Origin of the sequence: Flavobacterium sp. RHBU_24, from assembly GCF_046613695.1 — a bacterium.
Classification (GTDB): domain Bacteria; phylum Bacteroidota; class Bacteroidia; order Flavobacteriales; family Flavobacteriaceae; genus Flavobacterium.
Window position 1 is genome coordinate 310,480 of the sequence record NZ_JBKJHD010000002.1, and the last position, 19,364, is coordinate 329,843.

Consider the following 19,364-nt stretch of genomic DNA (forward strand, 5'->3'; position numbering starts at 1 on the left):
TGCAATCCTTAATTGTATTGCTATTTTTGTAGTTTCGCCTAAACTGATTAATAATGAAAAAGAAATTATTTTGCCTCCTTTTATTTATTGCTGCTTTTGCACAGGGGCAAACATTAACTATAACTGACAGTGCTTTTAACACGGCGCTGTTAAGTTCAGGCACCACAAACGGTGTAGCGGTAAACAGCAGTGGCGATGCAATAGCTGTTGATGCTAACGGCGATGGCCTTATACAGCAGGATGAAGCAGACGAAGTGCGGCAGCTGCATTTAGACAGTGCCGGGATAACCAGCCTTGAGGGTATAGAGGGCTTTACTAACCTCAGGGTGCTTACCTGTACAGGAAATACCCTTACCACCTTAGATGTTACCGCGCTTGAAGACCTTCGGGATTTAAACTGTGCGGGTAATAACCTTGCTACACTAAACGTGGCGGGATTACAGCACCTGGAAATGATTAACTGTACCGGAAATAACCTGGCAGACCTAAACCTTGCGGATCTAGAATATCTGCAAAGCCTTAGCTGCGCAGATAATACCCTTACGGAACTTGACCTTTCTGACTGCCCTGTTTTAACAAGCCTGATGTGCGCCAACAACCAGCTAACTTATATAAATATAAAAAATGGCACAGACCAGGCAGGTGGCTATGTGCAAAACATATGGGAAAATAATCCGATGCTGCAGTATATATGTGCAGATGAAGCAGAAGTAGATTACATTAACAACCTGATTGCGCTTAACGGATATACTTCTGTAAACGTGAACAGTTATTGCACCTTTACGCCGGGAGGAGACTACAATACCATTGCCGGGCAACTGTTGTTTGACAATGCCAATAACGGATGTGATATTACAGACCCTGCGCAGGCTTTTGTAAAATTAAAATTGTACGACGGTTTTGCAGACTGTTATACTTTCACTAATACTGCCGGCGAGTACAACTTTTATACAGGCGCAGGTACGTATACCGTAACACCCGATTTTGAAAATGAATCCTTTTATACGGCGTTCCCCACAGCGGGGAGTGCCGATTTTCCCGATACCAATGGCAACATCTTTTCACAGGATTTTTGCGTTACCGCAAATGGGGCGCAAAATGACGTGGAAGTAGTAATGGTACCCATAACCACCGCGGTGCCCGGAGGGGATGCCACCTATAAGATAGTGTATAAAAATAAAGGTAACACTACCATAACAAGCGGCACGATAAGCTGTGTATGGGATACAGATATTATCTCAAACCTGGTAAATATTTCGCCCTGGCCCACTAATGCGGTTGAAGATTATTATGACTGGTATTACTATAACCTCAGGCCCTTTGAGAGCCGTGAGATAACAATGACTTTTACGCTCAACCAGTTTGTGGTAAATGTAGGCGATGTAGTGCCTTTTGTAGCTAATGCTAATATAGATTCGGGTACCGATGTTATAAGCCAGGATAACACCTTTACCTATTCGCAGGAAATGGAAGCAACCTATCAGGATAATTTTATAGTTTGTGTAGAGGGCGATACAGCTCCTGCAAGTGCCATAGGCGATTACCTGCACTATCAGGTTAATTTTACCAACACCGGCACCGAAACGATAAACAATGTGGTAATTACACAGAATTTTGACCCCGCACAGTTTGACATAAGCACCCTCGAAGTTTTAAACAGCTCACACAGCATGACAGCGCGGGTAAGTGGTAATGTTGCTGAGTTTACCATGGCGGGGGCAAATGTAGTAGACGGCAATGGGCATGGCAGTGTTTTATTTAAGCTTAAAACCAAGCATAGTTTGCAGGCAAACAGTACGGTTTCCGGACAGGCAGCCATGTTCTTTGATTTTGCAGCGCCGGTACAGACAAACAGTGCCGACACTACGTTTGGAACACTCAACACGGGCAATTTTGAAAAAGATGCTACGGTTATTATAACTCCTAACCCGGTTATAAACAGTACCAAAATTACAGCCGAAAGCCTTATAAAACAGGTAATACTATATGATGTGCAGGGCAGGCAGCTGGAAGTACGCCTTGTTAACGATGTCGCGGTAAGCATCGACCTTACATCGCGTGCCGCGGGAATGTACTTTATAAAAGTGGTAACCGAAAAAGGCGTTAGCGTACAAAAAGTAATGAAAGAATAGTGTTTTCAATACCATTATAAAAGCAACAGCCCCCGCAGTGCGGGGGCTGTTGCTTTTATATAAATAAGGAGGCCTACCCTTTAAACGCTACCGTTTTAAGGTCGCCATCAACAGTAATTTTTACAAGTCCGTGTTTAGCAAGGCCTTTCATGGCAGCATCCCATTTCTTGCCGCTAAGACCTGCCTGCTGCTTAAGGGCATCAAGGGCAAGTTGCCCTGCTGCTTTAGCAAGTTCGGCTATGGCTTTTTCATCGTCGGTAAGCTCAGGGCCTTTTTTCTCCGGGCGCATCTGCGGGAAGAAAAGCACTTCCTGTATGCTCGCGTTATTGGTAAGGAACATAATAAGCCTGTCCATCCCTATACCCAAGCCCGATGTAGGCGGCATGCCATATTCTAATGCCCTTAAAAAGTCGTTATCAATAAACTGGGCAGCCTCTACGTCGCCACGCTCACTAAGTTTCAGCTGGGCTTCAAAGCGTTCACGCTGGTCTATAGGGTCGTTTAACTCGCTGTATGCGTTGGCTACCTCTTTACCACATACCATCAGTTCAAAACGCTCGGTAAGTTCCGGGTTGTCGCGGTGTTCCTTACAAAGCGGGCTCATCTCTTTAGGATAATCGGTAATAAACGTAGGTTGTATAAAATTTCCCTCACATTTCTCGCCAAAGATCTCGTCGATAAGCTTGCCTTTACCCATGGTTTCATCTACGGCAATGCCCATACCGCGTGCGGCTTCAAACAATTCTTCTTCAGTCTTGCCTGTAATGTCAAAGCCTGTAAATTGCTTAATGGCATCCGTCATGGTTACGCGGGCATAGGGCGCTTTAAAGCTTACCTGGTGCGCGCCAAAAGTAGCATCAGCCGTACCGTTAACCGCAATGGAGCAATGCTCCAGCAGGTTTTCGGTAAATTCCATCATCCAGTTGTAGTCTTTATAGGCTACATATATTTCCATGGCCGTAAACTCAGGGTTATGGGTGCGGTCCATACCCTCATTACGGAAGTTTTTGCTAAATTCATACACACCGTCAAACCCGCCTACAATAAGCCGTTTCAGGTACAGCTCATTGGCAATGCGCATATATAGCGGAATATCAAGGCTGTTGTGGTGTGTTACAAACGGGCGTGCGGCGGCACCACCCGGTATGGGCTGTAATACGGGCGTTTCTACCTCAAAATAGCCTTTGTCGTTAAAAAAGCTACGCATGGCATTAAACAACTTTGTTCGTTTTACAAACACCTCTTTAACTTGGGGGTTTACCACAAGGTCTACATAGCGCTGGCGGTAACGCAGCTCAGGGTCGGTAAAGCCATCAAAAGTGTTGCCATCTGCATCGGTTTTTGGCAGTGGCAGCGGGCGGAGTGTTTTGCTCAATAGCTGGAAATCGCTCACGCGTACCGATTTTTCACCTACCTGCGTGGTAAACAGTGTACCCTCTATGCCTATAAAGTCGCCAAGGTCTATCAGCCTTTTAAACAGTTCTTTATATTTTGTTTTGTCTTCGCCGGGGCATATCTCGTCGCGGTTCACATACACCTGTATACGGCCTTCGCTGTCCTGAATTTCGGCAAACGATGCCTTCCCCATATCGCGTATCGACATGATGCGGCCGGCAATAACCACCTTCTTGCCTTCAGAGAAGTTTTCCTTTACCTGCTTGCTGGTATGGTCTACCGGAAACAGGTTAGCGGGATACGGATTGATGCCGAGGTTCCTCAGCGCGTCCAGTTTTTCTCTGCGGATAATTTCTTGTTCTGAAAGCTGCATGATTATTATTTATGTTTTTAAGCCTGCAAAGATAAAGATTATTAGGTAATAAGCAATCGGCAATTTACAGCAGTATCGATAATGATAAAGGTTGTATAACCTGTGCATTAGTTTCGTAAATTTGTGCCATAATTTAGGGATTGCCATTATGAATAAAAAGATATATGTACAAAACCTGGGGGAGATGGATTATAAAGCAGCGTGGGAATACCAGGAGCAGCTTTTTCAGCAAACCATAGACATTAAAATAGCCGACAGGAAAGATGGTACCCAAACCGAAACGCCTAACCACTTTCTGTTTGTAGAACACCCTCATGTATATACGCTTGGCAAAAGTGGCGATTTTAGCAACCTGCTCATCAATGAAAAACAGCTTGAGGAAAAAGGGGCAAAATACTACAAGGTAAACAGAGGAGGGGATATTACCTACCACGGCCCCGGCCAGATTGTAGGCTACCCCATTTTAGATTTGGAGAATTTTTTCACCGACATACACAAGTACCTGCGACTGATGGAAGAGGCCATGATTATGGTACTTGCCGATTATGGCCTTACCGGTACACGTAGTGATGGCGAAACCGGTGTATGGCTGGATGTAGGTACGCCCTTTGCGCGAAAGATATGCGCTATGGGCGTTAGGGCATCACGCTGGGTAACCATGCACGGCTTTGCGCTTAATGTAAATGCTAACCTGGGATATTTTGATAATATTATTCCTTGTGGTATACGCGGCAAAGCAGTTACTTCTATGCACGCCGAGCTAAACAGGGAGGTAGATGAGGATGAAGTGCGCGAAAAAATACTGAAGTATTTTTCGCAGCTTTTTGAAGCGGAGGTGGTTTTAGAAAAGCCACTATTGGCGGACTAAAGCGTACGGATTTTGTGCTAATTGCTTAAATGTTTAAAATTCAATTTCCAGCTGCTCTGGCAATTGCCTAAACGACAGGCGGTGGTGTGGTGTAAGCCCGTACTTACGTATGGCCTCGCGATGCTCCCTGGTAGGGTAGCCTTTATTATTCTTCCAGTTGTACATGGGATATTCTTCATGCAGGCGGTTCATATAATCGTCACGATAGGTTTTTGCCAATACCGATGCGGCTGCAATGCTCAGGTACTTGCTGTCTCCTTTTATTATGCAGCTGTGGGGTATATCCTCTACCGCTTTAAATCGGTTGCCGTCTACAATAATATATTCCGGCCTGGTCTTAAGGCTTATAATACATTCGCGCATTGCCTGTATCGAGGCGTTTAGTATGTTTATCTCGTCGATAACTGTGGGTTCTATATGCGCCACATGGTAGCAAAGGGCTTTTTCTATAATCAGCGGGCGCAATGCTTCGCGTACTTTTTCTGAAAGCTGCTTAGAGTCGTTAAGTAAATCCAGTTTAAAATCATCGGGCAATATCACGGCCGCGGCAGTTACCGGTCCCGCAAGGCAGCCGCGCCCGGCTTCATCGGTGCCGGTTTCATGACGGTAAATGGAATGTTTTAATATAAGCATATTTCAAACTAATAACATGGTAAATATAATGGTTTACTATAAACTTAGAAACCTCAAATTTTTAAAATATAGCATAAATAAGGTTTTAAAATAAAGCTAACACCTAATCTTTTTTTTGATTTTTCTCCATAGTATGAGATAATTTAAATTTTTAATAATCAGTAACCCGCTTATTTAATTTTGGATGATATAATATAAACACTTTTAGATGAGAAATCATCGGTATTAATATAAATGCCTTTTATAATTTTCTTCTCAAGATTATTTTAAAATAACTTCAAGATTAATGAATTGTAAATTTTAATGAAAAATAATGTTAATATCAACAAAAAATACACCTATTTTTATTTTTTTTATTTTTCAGTAAAAAAAGAAAAAAATCCACGCAACTAATACTTATTTCGTGCATCTATTAAAGGAATGGCATTTGATTTAGAAATTTTTGTAATTATATTTAACAGTATTAATATTAAGTAATATTTGTTTATTTACGAAATTATTAAGAAGTTTGCCGTTAACTAACTCAAATAATTTTAATATGAGATCGAAGTTTACTTGGATTTTTTCGCTTTTTGCGCTTTTCGTGATGTCACAGGCATTCGCACAGGGCAAAATCATAACAGGTACAGTTATAGCTGCCGTGGATAATTTTCCATTGCCGGGAGTAACTGTAACTGTTAAAGGTACTACCACAAGTGTATCAACAGACGTTGATGGTAAGTATTCAATCGAAGCCCCTCAGGGTGCTGTTTTACAATTTTCGTATGTTTCTTTTGAAACTACAGAACAAAAAGTAGGTGCAGACAGCGTTATAAACGTATCGCTGGAAAGTACTACGCTGGAAGAAGTGGTTGTCGTGGGATATGGTAAAACCACCAAGGAGGCTTTTACTGGTACGGCGACTAAAATAAATGCAGAGCATTTAGAAGCTAAAACAGTTTCTAACATTTCGCAGGCACTTAGGGGTGAGGTTGCCGGTGTAAATGTTATTACAAACAATGGTGCACCTGGTAGTGATGCTGTTATCCGCATCCGGGGCTTTGGCTCGGTAAATGGTAACACAAGTCCGTTATATGTTGTTGACGGAGCGCCTTTTAGTAGTGATATCAGCGCTATTAACCCTAACGATATAGGTAGTATTGTAGTGCTTAAAGATGCTGCTGCTACTTCTATTTACGGTTCAAGGGGTGCGAATGGTGTAATCCTTATTACTACAAAACAGGGTAAAGCTGGTAAATCTGTTATTAGTGTTGACTTTAAAACGAGTATCAATACCCAATTATTGCCAACTTATGATGCTATAGAATCTCCGGAAGAATATATAGGTATTGAGTGGAGCGAACTAAAAATGAATGCTACACTTAATGGGTTAGCAAACCCTGCAGGTTATGCAAGTGCTAACTTATATGGTGGCGGCGTAGGTATAGATCCTGCTTATAACATATGGAATGTTGAAGGTTCACAGCTCATTGACCCTACTACCGGACAGGTAAGGGCTGGTGTTACCCGTAAATTTACGCCAACAAAATGGTCTGATGCTGCCTTTGGAACCGGTATAAGGAAAGAGGCTAACCTGTTATTTAGCGGAGGTTCAGATAAAACAAAATATTCTACCTCATTTGGTTATCTTGATGATGAAGGTTTTACGATAAATTCAGGCTATACACGTTATACAACGAGGATAAACCTTGAGCATAAACCAAAAGAATGGTTAACTGTTGCGGGTAATATCGGCTATACTGGCAGTAAATACCGAAATTCATCAAGTGCTGAAGGTGATGAAGCAAGTTCAGGTAACGTTTTTGCCCTAACAAGCACTACTCCTGCTATTTATGATGTATACCTTCGTGATACTGATGGTAATCTTGTAGAAGATCCACGTTATGGCGGTTCTCAATTTGACTATGGTAACTCTCCGTATAACAGGAGGGCTTGGAACGGTACGAATGCTATAGGCGATGCTACTTATGATTTAACCAGGAATGATGGTACAACATTATTAGGTAATTTTAACTTTGATGTGGATTTTACAAAATGGTTGTCATTTGAAACACGTTATAGCGGCCAGTTTGATAATTTTGACTATGTAGACAGGCAAAATCCTTACTATGGATCAGGGCAGGCTTCAGGCGGGTTCCTTACAAAAGATATTTCTAAATCTACCAATCAGAACTTTCTACAATTGCTGCGTTTCCAAAATACATTTGGCGAACATAGTGTGGAGGCGTTTGTGGCGCACGAATCAACAGAGTTTAGGTTTAAAGAATTTTATGCCTCTGCATCTCGCGCTATTTTACCTAATACTTTAGACTTAGCCCAGTACACTACAATAGTAGGCAGGCCTAATTCTTTCACAAGAACCTGGGCGCTTGAAAGTTATTTTGCACAGTTAAACTATGATTATGCAGATAAATATTTCCTTACTGCTTCTGTAAGGCGTGACGGTACTTCGACCTTCATCAACAACAAATGGGGAACCTTTGGTTCTGTAGGTTTAGGATGGATTGTATCTAAAGAAAAATTTCTTGAAAAAGCTACATTCATCGATTTCTTGAAATTAAAGGCAAGTTACGGTATTATTGGCGACATGGGTCTTAATAACAGGAGGGGTGGCGCTACAACCCAGGGAGGTAACTCAGTTATGTATGGTTTCCAGGTTTATCAAATTCAACAGACTTCTGATGGGAGCTATTCATTTACCCGTAGTTCTGAAGAGGCTAACCCTGATTTAACATGGGAAACCTCTAAAATTAGCCAGGTAGGGCTTGAAAGCACATGGTTTGATAATCTGTTAGATATTAACGTAGATTTCTATGTTAAAAACACTACAAACCTGTTTTTCGATGAGCAGTTGGCACCACATACGCCTTATACTTTTAGGCAAGTTAATAAAGGTAAACTTCAAAATAAAGGTTTAGAGTTTGATGTACAGGCCAACCTAATTAAAGCAAAAAAAGCCGAAGACCTTAGCCTTTCTGTAGGTGTAAACGGAGAAATGTTTAAAAATAAGCTATTAAGCCTTCCTTTATCTGAAAATGAGTATGTACAGCAAGATGGTAGCTTTGGCTGGTCTGAAGGCCATTCTATATACGACTGGAACCTTCGCGAATGGGCTGGTGTAGATCCGGCAACAGGTGTTGGTTTATGGAATATGTACTATATTGATGCTAATGATAATGGAATATTTGACGGAGGTGACACATCTGCTGGGGCTCAGTATCTTACAACATTTGAAAAGCGAAATCCTGGTGCTAATATTAAAAAAACAACGACTGACAATTACTCTCAGGCAACCCAAACGTATTCAGGTAAATCGGCCATTCCTAAAGTTCGCGGTTCATTCCGTGTAAACGCAGGGTTTAAGAACTTTGATTTTACCGCCCAGTTTGGTTATAGTGTAGGAGGTTATATTTATGATAATGGTTATGCTACACTTATGAGTACAGGAAATCTTATTGGTACAAATAACTTCCATACTGACATAAGGAACAGGTGGATGGAGCCCGGAGATGTTACAAATGTGCCAAGGCTATCCGGCCAGTTTGGTTCTGACAGTAATTTTACATCTGCTTCTACACGCTGGTTAACAAAAGCGGATTACCTGTCGCTTAATAACGTTAGGCTTGGGTATACTATTCCGCAGGCATATATGGAAAGGCTTCACGTAAGCAGGGTTAACTTATATGTAACAGGGGACAACCTGATGATGATTAGTGCAAGGGAAGGTTTAAATCCACAGACATTAATTGCGACTTCAAACTCGGGTATTTATATGCCAATGACTACATTTAGTGTTGGTGCAAAAATTGAATTCTAAAAAAAAATGATATGAAAAGAAGTTTAATTTATTCACTTGTTGCCGCGTCTTTAATTGCTGTGGGATGTAGCGACGATTTCTTAGAACCTGCAAGGGATACATCGGTGCTTACGTCACGCGATATTGCTGAAAATGTAGATCAAAACCCTGATTTGGTTAAGGGCACCCTCGATGGTATTTATAGTTATATGATAGATCCTATGGCAAACGTGGCTAACGCCCACTATGATATAGGCCAAAAAGGCGTAGACATCTGGACGGATATTGTATGTGGTGATATGGCGCTTTCTGCAAGTGCTTATGGCTGGTATGACAATACGGCTAACTTGCTTTCTACGGTTGACCTTACCCGTACGGAAAACAGGATTATATGGAGGTATTATTACAACATAATAGGGTCGGCTAATGGTGTAATTCAGTCGTTAGGTGGAAATGACGCTGTACTTGAAACAGACGAAACACGCCATATTATGGGCCAGGCAAGAGCACTGCGTGCATATGGTTATTTTTACCTTGCCCAGTTGTTCCAGAGGGGTTATAATCCCGATCAGGCGATATTGCCGTATGATGATTTAGATACCCAGAGTAATGCAAAAGTACCTGCTTCGCAAATCTACTCGTTAATTATCAGCGACCTTAATGTTGCTATTGAATTGCTCAATGATTACAGCCGTGACCTGAAGCATAAAATGAATAAGCCGGTTGCCCAGGGTTTATTAGCTTATACCTATGCCGCCATGGGAGACTACCAAAATGCGCGTACGATGTCGGAGGCTATTATAACTTCTGGCCAGTTTCCTTTAACTACAAGGGCGCAGTTGGCTAATCCTGGTCAAGGTTCGGGCTTTAATGATGCTAATACCGGTTCATGGATTTGGGGCTATGATATTACTGAAAGTATGGGCATGCAGCTGGTAAACTGGTGGGGTCAGGTTGACTATTTTAGTTATAGCTATGCATGGGCGGGAGATAAAAAAGCAATTGATAATGCTTTATATGCGCAAATTCCCTCTACTGATATCAGGAAATCACAATTTGGTGGCGTATTTCCGGCGACTACTGCTTTAATGCCTATAAATAAGTTTTTTGACCAGGCAAGGGTACCCGGAGAGCAATATTATATTGATACAGATTATATCTTTATGCGTGTTGATGAGTTTTACCTGCTAAGCGCCGAAGCCTCTGCTGCTTTGGGCGATGACGCCGCTGCTAAAAACAGGCTTACAGAACTGCTAACAGCACGTTATAACACTACCACAAATTTACAAAATTATGTAACCCCATTAGCAGGACAGACACTTAAGGATGCCATCTACCTGCAAACCCGTATTGAGTTGTGGGGTGAAGGCAAAAGCTACCTTGCTATGAAGCGTAACCGTGCCACAGTTACAAGAGGTACAAACCATATTTTCCGTCCGGGTGAATCATTTTCTTATGACCAGGATGAAATGTCATTCCAGATTCCTCAGATTGAAATAAACAACAATCCGGCTATCACAGAGCAGAACTAATTTTTAAAGCAAATTAAAATTATGAAATTTAACAAAATACTATCTTATGCTGCTTTATCAGTATTTACTGTAGGTATGCTGGTAGGGTGTGAAGATGAATCGGCAACTGAAAATCAAACGAACAAAGATTTTGTTTCGGTTGCAGACATGCCTAAGCCGGTTGATGTGCCGGAAGGAGAGACCGTTACTGTAGAAGCTGAAGTTTACGTGGGCCATGTTTCTGGCGTAGACAGGGTTATTAGCCTTGCCCCGATTTTAGAGTCTAATTACAATGACGTAACAGAAACGGATGTGGTTGATGTAACTACAGCGGATTCTGATGAGTATGCTATACCTTCAACTGTTACTATCCCTGCCGGATCTAAAGTAGGTACATTTCAAGTTACACTCACAGATATTGACTTGGGTTACTCCGGCAAAAAGGTTGTTATTGGCCTTGTACCACAGGCGGGTATTGATATAGCAATGAGCACAGTAGGTAATATTGCAACCGGCTCTTATGAGATTATTAATGACAGGCTCGTTATTACTGCAAGGCGTGCTTGCCTTTTAACCTCTGTTTCTCTGCAAATTTCTACCGATGCATGGGGCTCTGAAACAGAATGGGAGTTATATGATGGTGCACTTAACCTGATTGACAGTGGAGGGCCGTATGCTAATCTCGCCGGTGGCGGTGAGACTAGGTTCTTCTGTCTTGAAGATGGCGCGTATACGTTTGTTATAACTGATACAGAAGGAGATGGTATGGGAGAAGATGGTTTTTACAGGCTGGTTAAGCTTGATGACGATGGCAATGAAGTAGTGATAGCCACCGGCGGACAGTTTACAGACGATGAAATTGTAGAATTTGAAATACCATAAGTATAAGTATTTATATTATAAAACCGCTCAGAAATGGGCGGTTTTTTTATATCCGCTACAATTGTTAAAGTTTATTGTATATTATATCATTATTTAATTCATTCTTTGATGGATAGTTAATAATCGGTATATTTGCTTTCTTAATATAATGTTAATATAAAATGAAAATTACCATATTTCAAATAGTAGCGCTTTCGGTAGTTGCTAATGTGGCCGCGCAAAATGCAAAAGAACGCCTAAAGATTCAAAGCGTGCAGGATAAAGCTGCTATAGAGGTTTTAAAAAACGAATTACGTGCTCAGGAAAATGAGAGAAGAGCCCGTGTTGCTAAATATTTATCAGAAAACAACACTGCTAAACCTCAATACACATTTAATGGCAGTGAGCGCCGCCTGTATGATGTTGTTAATGGTAAACCCATATACATAGGCGCGGATAACGCTTCGGAAGCTAGGGCGATAAGAACAAATAGGCTGTATCCTAATGGTACTTTAGGGTTAAGCCTCGAAGGTGAAGGCATGACAGCGGGGATATGGGATGTTGGCCTTCCATTGGCTACCCATCAGGAGTTTCAAAACGGTACAGTTAGCCGTGTTAGTGTATTGGATACTGATGCAGATCTTAAATTTCACCCTACGCACGTAGCAGGTACGGTTGCTGCAAAGGGAATTGTTTCAAATGCTAAGGGTATGGCACCCAAAGTGAATGTTAAGCAATACGACTTGGGTGATGACAATTCTGAAATGATGTTTGAGGCCGGGCAGGGCCTTTTGGTGTCTAACCATTCATATGGTGTTTATGTTGTTAATGAGGGCGTAGCCATACCTTCATGGATTATGGGATGCTATAATTCTTCTGCAAGGGGCTGGGATATGATAGCGGTTAATTTTCCATACTATCTGCCTGTAAAAGCTGCGGGTAACGACGGTGTTTCATCTTACGAAGGCGGTTTTCAACCTGGGCTCGATAAGCTGACCTATACTGCTACTTCTAAAAACGTACTTGTTGTTGCAAATGCCGATACAAGCACACATCCTATAACCGGCGCATTTACCAATCTTTCTATTAACCTTTCAAGTAGCCAGGGGCCTACAGATGATGGCAGGATAAAACCGGACATTACAGCCGATGGTACCGATGTTACTTCTACCGCGGAGGTAAACAATACTGCTTATGATGAGGCAACCGGTACTTCAATGGCTTCTCCTGGAATAACCGGTAGTATTGTCCTGCTGCAAGAGCATTATAGAAACCTGCATTCCGGTAACTTTATGAGGTCGGCCACAGTAAAAGGGCTTATTTGCCATACCGCTCTTGACGATAACGACTATCCGGGCCCGGACCCAAGATTTGGTTGGGGGGTGATGGACTCAGCTGCCTCAGCTACTATTATCAGCAATGACGCTAACGGCAACCAGGCCGTAATAAGGCAGACTGATGATACTAACGCTCTTACAAATACCGGTGCAAACAGTACTTATGTATTTAACTTTACCGTAGGTGCCGCAGGCCCTCTAAAAGCTACACTATGCTGGACAGACCCGGCAGGAAACGCGCAGGACGACCAGCTTAACAGCACTGTACCGGCGCTTGTAAACGACCTTGATTTAAGGATTACAAACGGCACTACTACCTATTATCCCTGGAAACTAAATATGGCTGACCTTAACTCAGGGGCTATAAAAGGTGATAATTTAGTAGATAACGTAGAACGTGTAGATATAGATGTGGCAGAGCCCGGGCAGTATACCCTTACCGTGTCGCACAAAGGCACACTTGTGAGCGGCCCGCAGCAGTATTCATTGATACTTTCTGGTGCAAATGTTATACTTGGCGAAGACGAACACCAGTTTCGTGATGTAATTGTATGGCCTAATCCTGCTAAAGAGGTACTGCATGTTAATTTTGCGCAACCGCTAGAGAATGCCAATATTGCCCTTGTTGATATAGCAGGCAGGGTAGTATACCAGGCTAAAGCCGGAAACGACGCTAACATAACAATTGATACCGCCGGTTTTTCAAAAGGGGTATATATGCTGAATGTTAACAGCGACAATAAATCGTTAAGCAAAAAGGTTGTAATAGAATAATTATTTTTTTTATTATAGAATATCAAAGGGCTTTCCTAAATCGGGAAAGCCCTTTTGTTTACACTATTTTTAGTGTTTTTGAGTTATAAAAATAAGTACCTTTGTCCTAAACTTTTTAAAAGCATGCTCAAAAGAAGTATACTGTTTTTAATGCTTATAATTCCGGTTATTGCCGTTGCCCAAAACAGGATGGGAGGCAGGCTTAGGGGAGCACCCACCAGCGAGTCAAGACCCGATAATGATACGGTTAACAGATTTAACGGCCCGGCCAAAGTTGCCGATACCCTTGCAACTATAGATATGTATAAAATAGTAACCCTGCAACGGGATACTACCCTTGTAGATACCGCCCTGACCCTTAAAAAATATTATGAGGTAAACTACCTCCGTAAAGATAATTTTGGCCTGCTGCCCATGGCAAATGATGGACAAAGCTACAATGTACTGCATTTTGGCCTGGTTAAATACAACCCGTTTCCGGAATTTGGGTTTAGCAGCAAGCACTTTGCCTATATACAGCCTGACGATGTCCGGTATTATAATGTGGCAACACCGTATACCGATTTAATGTACCGCTCTACCCAAACACAGGGCCAGATACTTGATGCGCTTATTGCCGTAAATACCTCAGAAAACTTAAACCTTTTTGTGGGCTACAAGGGATTGCGCTCTATTGGTAAATATGTAAATTCTATATCAAGTAATGGTATTTTCCGCATTGGCGGTAGCTATAATACTACAAGCAAACGGTACATGGTCAAATTTCATTTTACCGGCCAGGACTTTTCTAATCAGGAAAATGGCGGTATACTTGATTTGTCGCAATTTGAGTCAAGCGAAGATCCCTATAATAACCGCGAACGCATAGAGGTATATTTTGACGATGCTACTTCGCTCATGAAGGGCAACCGCTATTTCTTTGACCATACCTTCAGGCTTAGCAAAGAAAACCCGAACAGTATAGTGGTGCACCATCAGTTTAACTACGAAAACAAGTTTTACGAGTTTACGCAAACCGCCGCAAACGCAAAATTTGGCGGTATCGGCAACGCCTATACCTCATCCATTCACGATAAAACCCGCTACAACCGGATGTACAACCTTATAGGCGCGGCTTATTCTAACAAAACTATAGGCGACCTGGAGTTTTATGTTGAAGATTACAATTATAATTATTTTTACAGGACGGTAATTTTTGATAACGCAAGCCAATCCGGGGAGCCGGCCATACACAACTCCATTAACGACAGGATAGCTACCTACGGCGCTAAGTATACCTATTATAAAAATAACCTTATAGCCACGGCATCGGTTTCAAACAGTATTACAAACCAGTCGCTGGCAGATATTAACCTGCAGGCAAGGTATAAATTTGATGATAAAAATAGTGTTTCAGCGCACTACAGGAACATGAACAAGCTGCCCGACCTTAATTACCAGCTGTATCAAAGCGATTATAAATGGTACAACTGGGAGAATAGCTTTAAAAATGAAAAAATAAACAATTTTGAGTTTGAAGCTAACACCAAGTGGGCTGATGCTTCGCTGCAATATACAATCCTTAACGACCACCTCTACTTTAGCAATGATTTTATCCCTGCCGAGGGCGGCGGTACAGTGTTTGATACCCTGAGGGTAACGCCAAAGCAGTATGATAAAACCATAAATTACCTGTCGCTAAAGGCACATAAGGAAATTAAATTCTGGAGGTTTGGGCTTGACAATACATTGTTGTACCAAAATGTGCAGCAATCAGGTAACATAGTTAATGTGCCTTCATTCATAACCCGAAATACGCTGTATTATACCGATAAGTGGTTTAAAAAAGCGTTAGAAGTGCAAACAGGGGTTACCTTTCAGTACTTTACCGAATATTATCAAAACGATTACAACCCGCTTATAGGTGAGTTTTACATACAGGAAACTAAAAAGCTGGGTGGATTTCCGCTGCTCGATTTTTTCGTGAACATGAAGATACAGGAGTTCCGTCTCTTCCTTAAGGCAGAGCATTTTAATTCGAGCATGTCGGGCTATAATTATTATTCCGCGCCCAGCTACCCGTACCGCGATTTTACGTTTCGCTTTGGGGTAATCTGGAATTTCTTCTCGTAGCTGTTTTTTGCGGGTTACAACAATTCGGAATATCTTTGTAATGCAACCATTGCATCAAATCATACTAAATGAAATACGCTAAAAATATACTCGAAACCATAGGCAACACGCCCATGGTAAAAATAAATAAGCTGGCAGCCGGAATCGATGCCCTGGTGCTTGCCAAGGTAGAAACTTTTAATCCCGGCAACTCGGTTAAAGACCGTATGGCTGTAAAAATGATTGAAGATGCCGAGGCAGATGGCCGACTTAAACCGGGCGGTACCATTATAGAGGGTACGTCGGGCAATACAGGCATGGGCCTTGCACTGGGTGCTATTGTAAAAGGATATAAGCTTATCTGTGTAATATCAGACAAGCAGAGCAAAGAAAAGATGGACATACTGCGTGCCGTAGGCGCGCGCGTGGTAGTATGCCCTACCGACGTGGAGCCTACAGACCCACGTTCGTACTATTCGGTTTCTAAGCGCCTGGCCGATGAAACGCCGAACAGCTGGTATGTGAACCAGTACGATAACCTGAGCAATACGGCTGCCCATTACGAGCAAACCGGACCTGAAATATGGGAACAGACCGAAGGTAAAATTACCCACTTTGTAGTAGGGGTGGGTACCGGCGGAACGATATCCGGCGTTGCCAAATACTTAAAAGAACAAAACCCTAATATAAAAATTTGGGGGATAGACACCTACGGTTCGGTTTTTAAAAAATACCACGAAACGGGAATTTTCGATGAAAATGAAATTTACAGCTACGTTACCGAAGGCATAGGGGAGGATATCCTGCCTAAAAATGTTGACTTCTCCCTTATAGACGGGTTTACTAAAGTTACCGATAAGGATGCCGCAGTCTATACCCGCAGGCTCGCTCTGGAAGAAGGTATTTTTGTAGGCAACTCCGCCGGCGCGGCCATCAAAGGTTTGTTACAGCTAAAGGAACATTTTAGTCCGGAAGATGTGGTTGTGGTGCTGTTTCACGACAGTGGCAGCCGCTATGTAGGCAAAATGTTTAACGACGACTGGATGCGTGAGCGCGGTTACCTGGACGACGAAATAACCACTGCTGCCGACCTGATAAAAGACCACAGCGACAAGCCGCTGGTTACCGTGCGTACGGAGGAGCTGGTAAGCCACGCAATAGACCGCCTGCGAAAATATAAAATTTCGCAGATTCCGGTGGTAGATATCAGCGGGTTTGTGGGTTCGGTTGATGAAACCGACCTGTTTCGCAGTTACGTGGAAGATAAAGATATTGCCGATAAGCCTATTAAGGATGTAATGGGCAGGCCGTACCCAATTGTAAAAGCCACTACATCGCTGGAAGAAATTTCTAAGCTGATAGGCAAAGACAACCAGGCCGTACTCGTTGACCTTGGCGAAAGCAAATACCATATTATTACAAAACACGATATTATCAGCTCGATAAAATAGGCCTTAGGGGGGTAAGGGCTGTAGCACAGAGATACTCGGAGGACACACAGAGGCAGGCACACGGAAAAAAGAGGTAGCACCTTAGGTGCAAGACCACAGAGCTAAGCCTACACCTCTGTTATCTCACGCTATAGGCGTAATCTCTAAATTTTCATAAATTCTGTGCATCTCTGTGTGTGCTCCGAGTATCTCTGTGCTATAACTTAAGCAAATATCTCTATATTGATTATGAACTTCACCGCCATAGATTTTGAAACCGCAACCGGACACTCCCACAGTGCCTGTGCAGTAGGTATCATTACGGTTGAAGATGGCATAATTGCCGAAGAATTCCACACCCTGATACAGCCGCCGGACAATGAATACTGGTACCGCAACATTATGGTACACGGCATAAAACCGGCCGATACGCTTAATATCCCCACTTTTGACGGCCTCTTCCCTGAGATACATAGGCGGCTTTTTGGCAGAAAGGTTGTAGCCCATAACGAGAGCTTCGACCGTAATGTTTTGGCAAAAACCATGCGTTGGTACGGCTTATATTATGACGAACTCGAAATAGCCGACCGCTGGGAATGTACCGTAAAAATTTACCGCTCAAAAGGCTACCCTAAAGCCAACCTTAAATACTGCGCTGACCGCAACGGTATTTCCCTTAACCACCACGAAGCCCTTAGCGACGCGCGTGCCTGTGCCAAGCTGTATATGCTACACGATGGGCAGGTAAAGATGAAAATTTAAGCTCTTATAGTAGATACTGATATTTTACATGGTAGTTAAGGTTATAACCATAGAGCCTAAAATTCTGGTATACTTACCATCTGACAATATACCACTTTGGCACATTATTCGTTATCTTTGGATAAAAGTTACATTACAATGCAGTTCAAAAAAATCTATATACTGTTGCTGTTGATAAGTTCGTTTGGGGCCAGGGCCTCGATGATCTTATTGCCCATGGACGATGTTAGCCAGCAAAACCATCTTAAAGCCTATGGCATTACCTACTGGGTACTTAACAAAGGCATAAAAGCCAACTGGCTGCTCAACTACCGCGGTGGGTCGTTCCTGCTTCCCGATGCGCAGGAGATAAGGCGCGAATGCCAGATACGAGGTGTGAGTTTTGAGGTACTTAGCGACGGCGCAGCCAATGGTATATTGGATGAAATAAGCAGCCCGTCACAAAACATGGAGAACGTACTCCTTGAAAAAGCGCCCAAGATTGCCGTTTACACGCCGCCAGGAAAACAACCCTGGGACGATGCCGTAACTATGGTACTAACCTATGCAGAGATTCCGTTTACCGCTATATACGATGAAGAAGTACTTACCGACCAGTTGCTGCTATACGACTGGCTGCACCTGCACCACGAAGATTTTACCGGCCAGTATGGCAAGTTCTTTGGGGCGTACCGCAACGCACCCTGGTACATAGAGCAGAAGCGCGAGGCGGAAGCATTAGCAACAAAACTGGGGTACGGCAAAGTTTCTGAAGAAAAACTGGCTGTGGCGCTTAAAATACGGAATTTTGTAGTGGGTGGCGGCTTTATGTTTGCCATGTGTTCGGCCACGGATAGTTTTGACATAGCGCTTGCCGCGGAAGGTGTGGACATTTGCGAACCTATGTTTGACAACGACCCCAGCGATGCGAACTACCAGGGCAAAATAGATTACAACAACACCTTTGCCTTTAAGGATTTTACGCTCGAGCGCAACCCCGTGGTTTATGAGTTTAGCGATATAGATACCACTACAAAGCGCGGTATACTGCCGGATGACGACTATTTTACATTGATGGAATACAGCGCCAAGTGGGACCCTATACCCTCTATGCTGTGCCAAAACCATACCCAGCTGGTTAAAGGATTTATGGGGCAAACCACGGCATTTGCAGGTAGTATGGTAAAGTCAAATATCCTGGTGATGGGTGAAAACAAGCAGAACAGCGAGGCGCGCTATATACACGGTACTAAAGGTAAGGGAATGTTTACCTTCTTTGGAGGGCATGACCCTGAAGATTACCAACACAGGGTAGGGGACGCTCCTACCGTGCTGGATCTGCATCCTAATTCGCCCGGCTACAGGCTTATCTTAAACAACGTGCTGTTTCCGGCAGCCAAGAAAAAGAAGCTTAAAACGTAG

12 protein-coding genes are annotated in these 19,364 nt (G+C 42.7%); 10 read left to right on the plus strand and 2 right to left on the minus strand.

Annotated elements, in window-relative coordinates:
* Window positions 1–53 precede the first annotated feature (53 nt).
* Entirely contained in the window at window positions 54–2,132 is a 2,079-nt protein-coding gene (locus tag ACLI09_RS03925) for a T9SS type A sorting domain-containing protein (protein ID WP_411418277.1), read from the plus strand.
* 73 nt (window positions 2,133–2,205) lie between these two features.
* Here ACLI09_RS03925 and lysS read toward each other — a convergent pair whose 3' ends face one another.
* Window positions 2,206–3,900: a lysine--tRNA ligase gene (lysS, locus tag ACLI09_RS03930; protein ID WP_411418278.1), complete on the minus strand. Its 1,695-nt coding sequence runs from the start codon at window positions 3,898–3,900 to the stop codon at window positions 2,206–2,208.
* A 148-nt stretch (window positions 3,901–4,048) separates the two neighbouring features.
* Between lysS and lipB the strand changes: the two genes are divergently transcribed.
* On the plus strand, window positions 4,049–4,768 hold the full coding sequence (lipB, locus tag ACLI09_RS03935) for a lipoyl(octanoyl) transferase LipB (RefSeq protein ID WP_411418279.1): 720 nt from the start codon (window positions 4,049–4,051) through the stop codon (window positions 4,766–4,768).
* A 33-nt stretch (window positions 4,769–4,801) separates the two neighbouring features.
* Here the strand turns inward: lipB and ACLI09_RS03940 are convergent, their stop codons facing one another.
* Window positions 4,802–5,401 (minus strand): ribonuclease HII, encoded by a 600-nt coding sequence (locus ACLI09_RS03940; protein WP_411418280.1) that lies wholly within the window; start codon window positions 5,399–5,401, stop codon window positions 4,802–4,804.
* Between the two features lie 538 nt (window positions 5,402–5,939).
* Here ACLI09_RS03940 and ACLI09_RS03945 point away from each other — a divergent pair.
* The 8 genes from ACLI09_RS03945 (at window position 5,940) to ACLI09_RS03980 (ending at window position 19,364) form a co-directional block, all read left to right on the plus strand.
* Entirely contained in the window at window positions 5,940–9,218 is a 3,279-nt protein-coding gene (locus ACLI09_RS03945; protein ID WP_411418281.1) for a SusC/RagA family TonB-linked outer membrane protein, read from the plus strand.
* An 11-nt stretch (window positions 9,219–9,229) separates the two neighbouring features.
* Window positions 9,230–10,729 (plus strand): RagB/SusD family nutrient uptake outer membrane protein, encoded by a 1,500-nt coding sequence (locus ACLI09_RS03950; protein WP_411418282.1) that lies wholly within the window; start codon window positions 9,230–9,232, stop codon window positions 10,727–10,729.
* Between the two features lie 21 nt (window positions 10,730–10,750).
* The gene (locus tag ACLI09_RS03955) at window positions 10,751–11,590 is read left to right on the plus strand and encodes a hypothetical protein (protein WP_411418283.1); all 840 of its coding nucleotides are present in this window, start codon (window positions 10,751–10,753) and stop codon (window positions 11,588–11,590) included.
* 161 nt (window positions 11,591–11,751) lie between these two features.
* Window positions 11,752–13,680, plus strand: coding sequence for a S8 family serine peptidase (locus ACLI09_RS03960; protein WP_411418284.1), 1,929 nt, complete (start codon window positions 11,752–11,754; stop codon window positions 13,678–13,680).
* A 123-nt stretch (window positions 13,681–13,803) separates the two neighbouring features.
* Window positions 13,804–15,792: a putative porin gene (locus ACLI09_RS03965; protein ID WP_411418285.1), complete on the plus strand. Its 1,989-nt coding sequence runs from the start codon at window positions 13,804–13,806 to the stop codon at window positions 15,790–15,792.
* A 68-nt stretch (window positions 15,793–15,860) separates the two neighbouring features.
* Window positions 15,861–17,222: a pyridoxal-phosphate dependent enzyme gene (locus ACLI09_RS03970; protein ID WP_411418286.1), complete on the plus strand. Its 1,362-nt coding sequence runs from the start codon at window positions 15,861–15,863 to the stop codon at window positions 17,220–17,222.
* Window positions 17,223–17,450: 228 nt separating this feature from the next.
* Window positions 17,451–17,963 carry a 3'-5' exonuclease gene (locus ACLI09_RS03975; protein ID WP_411418287.1) on the plus strand — a complete coding sequence of 171 codons (513 nt, stop codon included), beginning with the start codon at window positions 17,451–17,453 and terminating at the stop codon, window positions 17,961–17,963.
* Between the two features lie 138 nt (window positions 17,964–18,101).
* Entirely contained in the window at window positions 18,102–19,364 is a 1,263-nt protein-coding gene (locus tag ACLI09_RS03980) for an asparagine synthetase B (protein ID WP_411418288.1), read from the plus strand.

What these genes read in the sequence shown, in the direction of transcription:
- ACLI09_RS03925 (WP_411418277.1), top strand. Translation starts at nt 54, where the DNA reads ATGAAAAAGAAATTATTTTGCCTCCTTTTATTTATTGCTGCTTTTGCA.
- lysS (WP_411418278.1), bottom strand. Translation starts at nt 3,900, where the DNA reads ATGCAGCTTTCAGAACAAGAAATTATCCGCAGAGAAAAACTGGACGCG.
- lipB (WP_411418279.1), top strand. Translation starts at nt 4,049, where the DNA reads ATGAATAAAAAGATATATGTACAAAACCTGGGGGAGATGGATTATAAA.
- ACLI09_RS03940 (WP_411418280.1), bottom strand. Translation starts at nt 5,401, where the DNA reads ATGCTTATATTAAAACATTCCATTTACCGTCATGAAACCGGCACCGAT.
- ACLI09_RS03945 (WP_411418281.1), top strand. Translation starts at nt 5,940, where the DNA reads ATGAGATCGAAGTTTACTTGGATTTTTTCGCTTTTTGCGCTTTTCGTG.
- ACLI09_RS03950 (WP_411418282.1), top strand. Translation starts at nt 9,230, where the DNA reads ATGAAAAGAAGTTTAATTTATTCACTTGTTGCCGCGTCTTTAATTGCT.
- ACLI09_RS03955 (WP_411418283.1), top strand. Translation starts at nt 10,751, where the DNA reads ATGAAATTTAACAAAATACTATCTTATGCTGCTTTATCAGTATTTACT.
- ACLI09_RS03960 (WP_411418284.1), top strand. Translation starts at nt 11,752, where the DNA reads ATGAAAATTACCATATTTCAAATAGTAGCGCTTTCGGTAGTTGCTAAT.
- ACLI09_RS03965 (WP_411418285.1), top strand. Translation starts at nt 13,804, where the DNA reads ATGCTCAAAAGAAGTATACTGTTTTTAATGCTTATAATTCCGGTTATT.
- ACLI09_RS03970 (WP_411418286.1), top strand. Translation starts at nt 15,861, where the DNA reads ATGAAATACGCTAAAAATATACTCGAAACCATAGGCAACACGCCCATG.
- ACLI09_RS03975 (WP_411418287.1), top strand. Translation starts at nt 17,451, where the DNA reads ATGAACTTCACCGCCATAGATTTTGAAACCGCAACCGGACACTCCCAC.
- ACLI09_RS03980 (WP_411418288.1), top strand. Translation starts at nt 18,102, where the DNA reads ATGCAGTTCAAAAAAATCTATATACTGTTGCTGTTGATAAGTTCGTTT.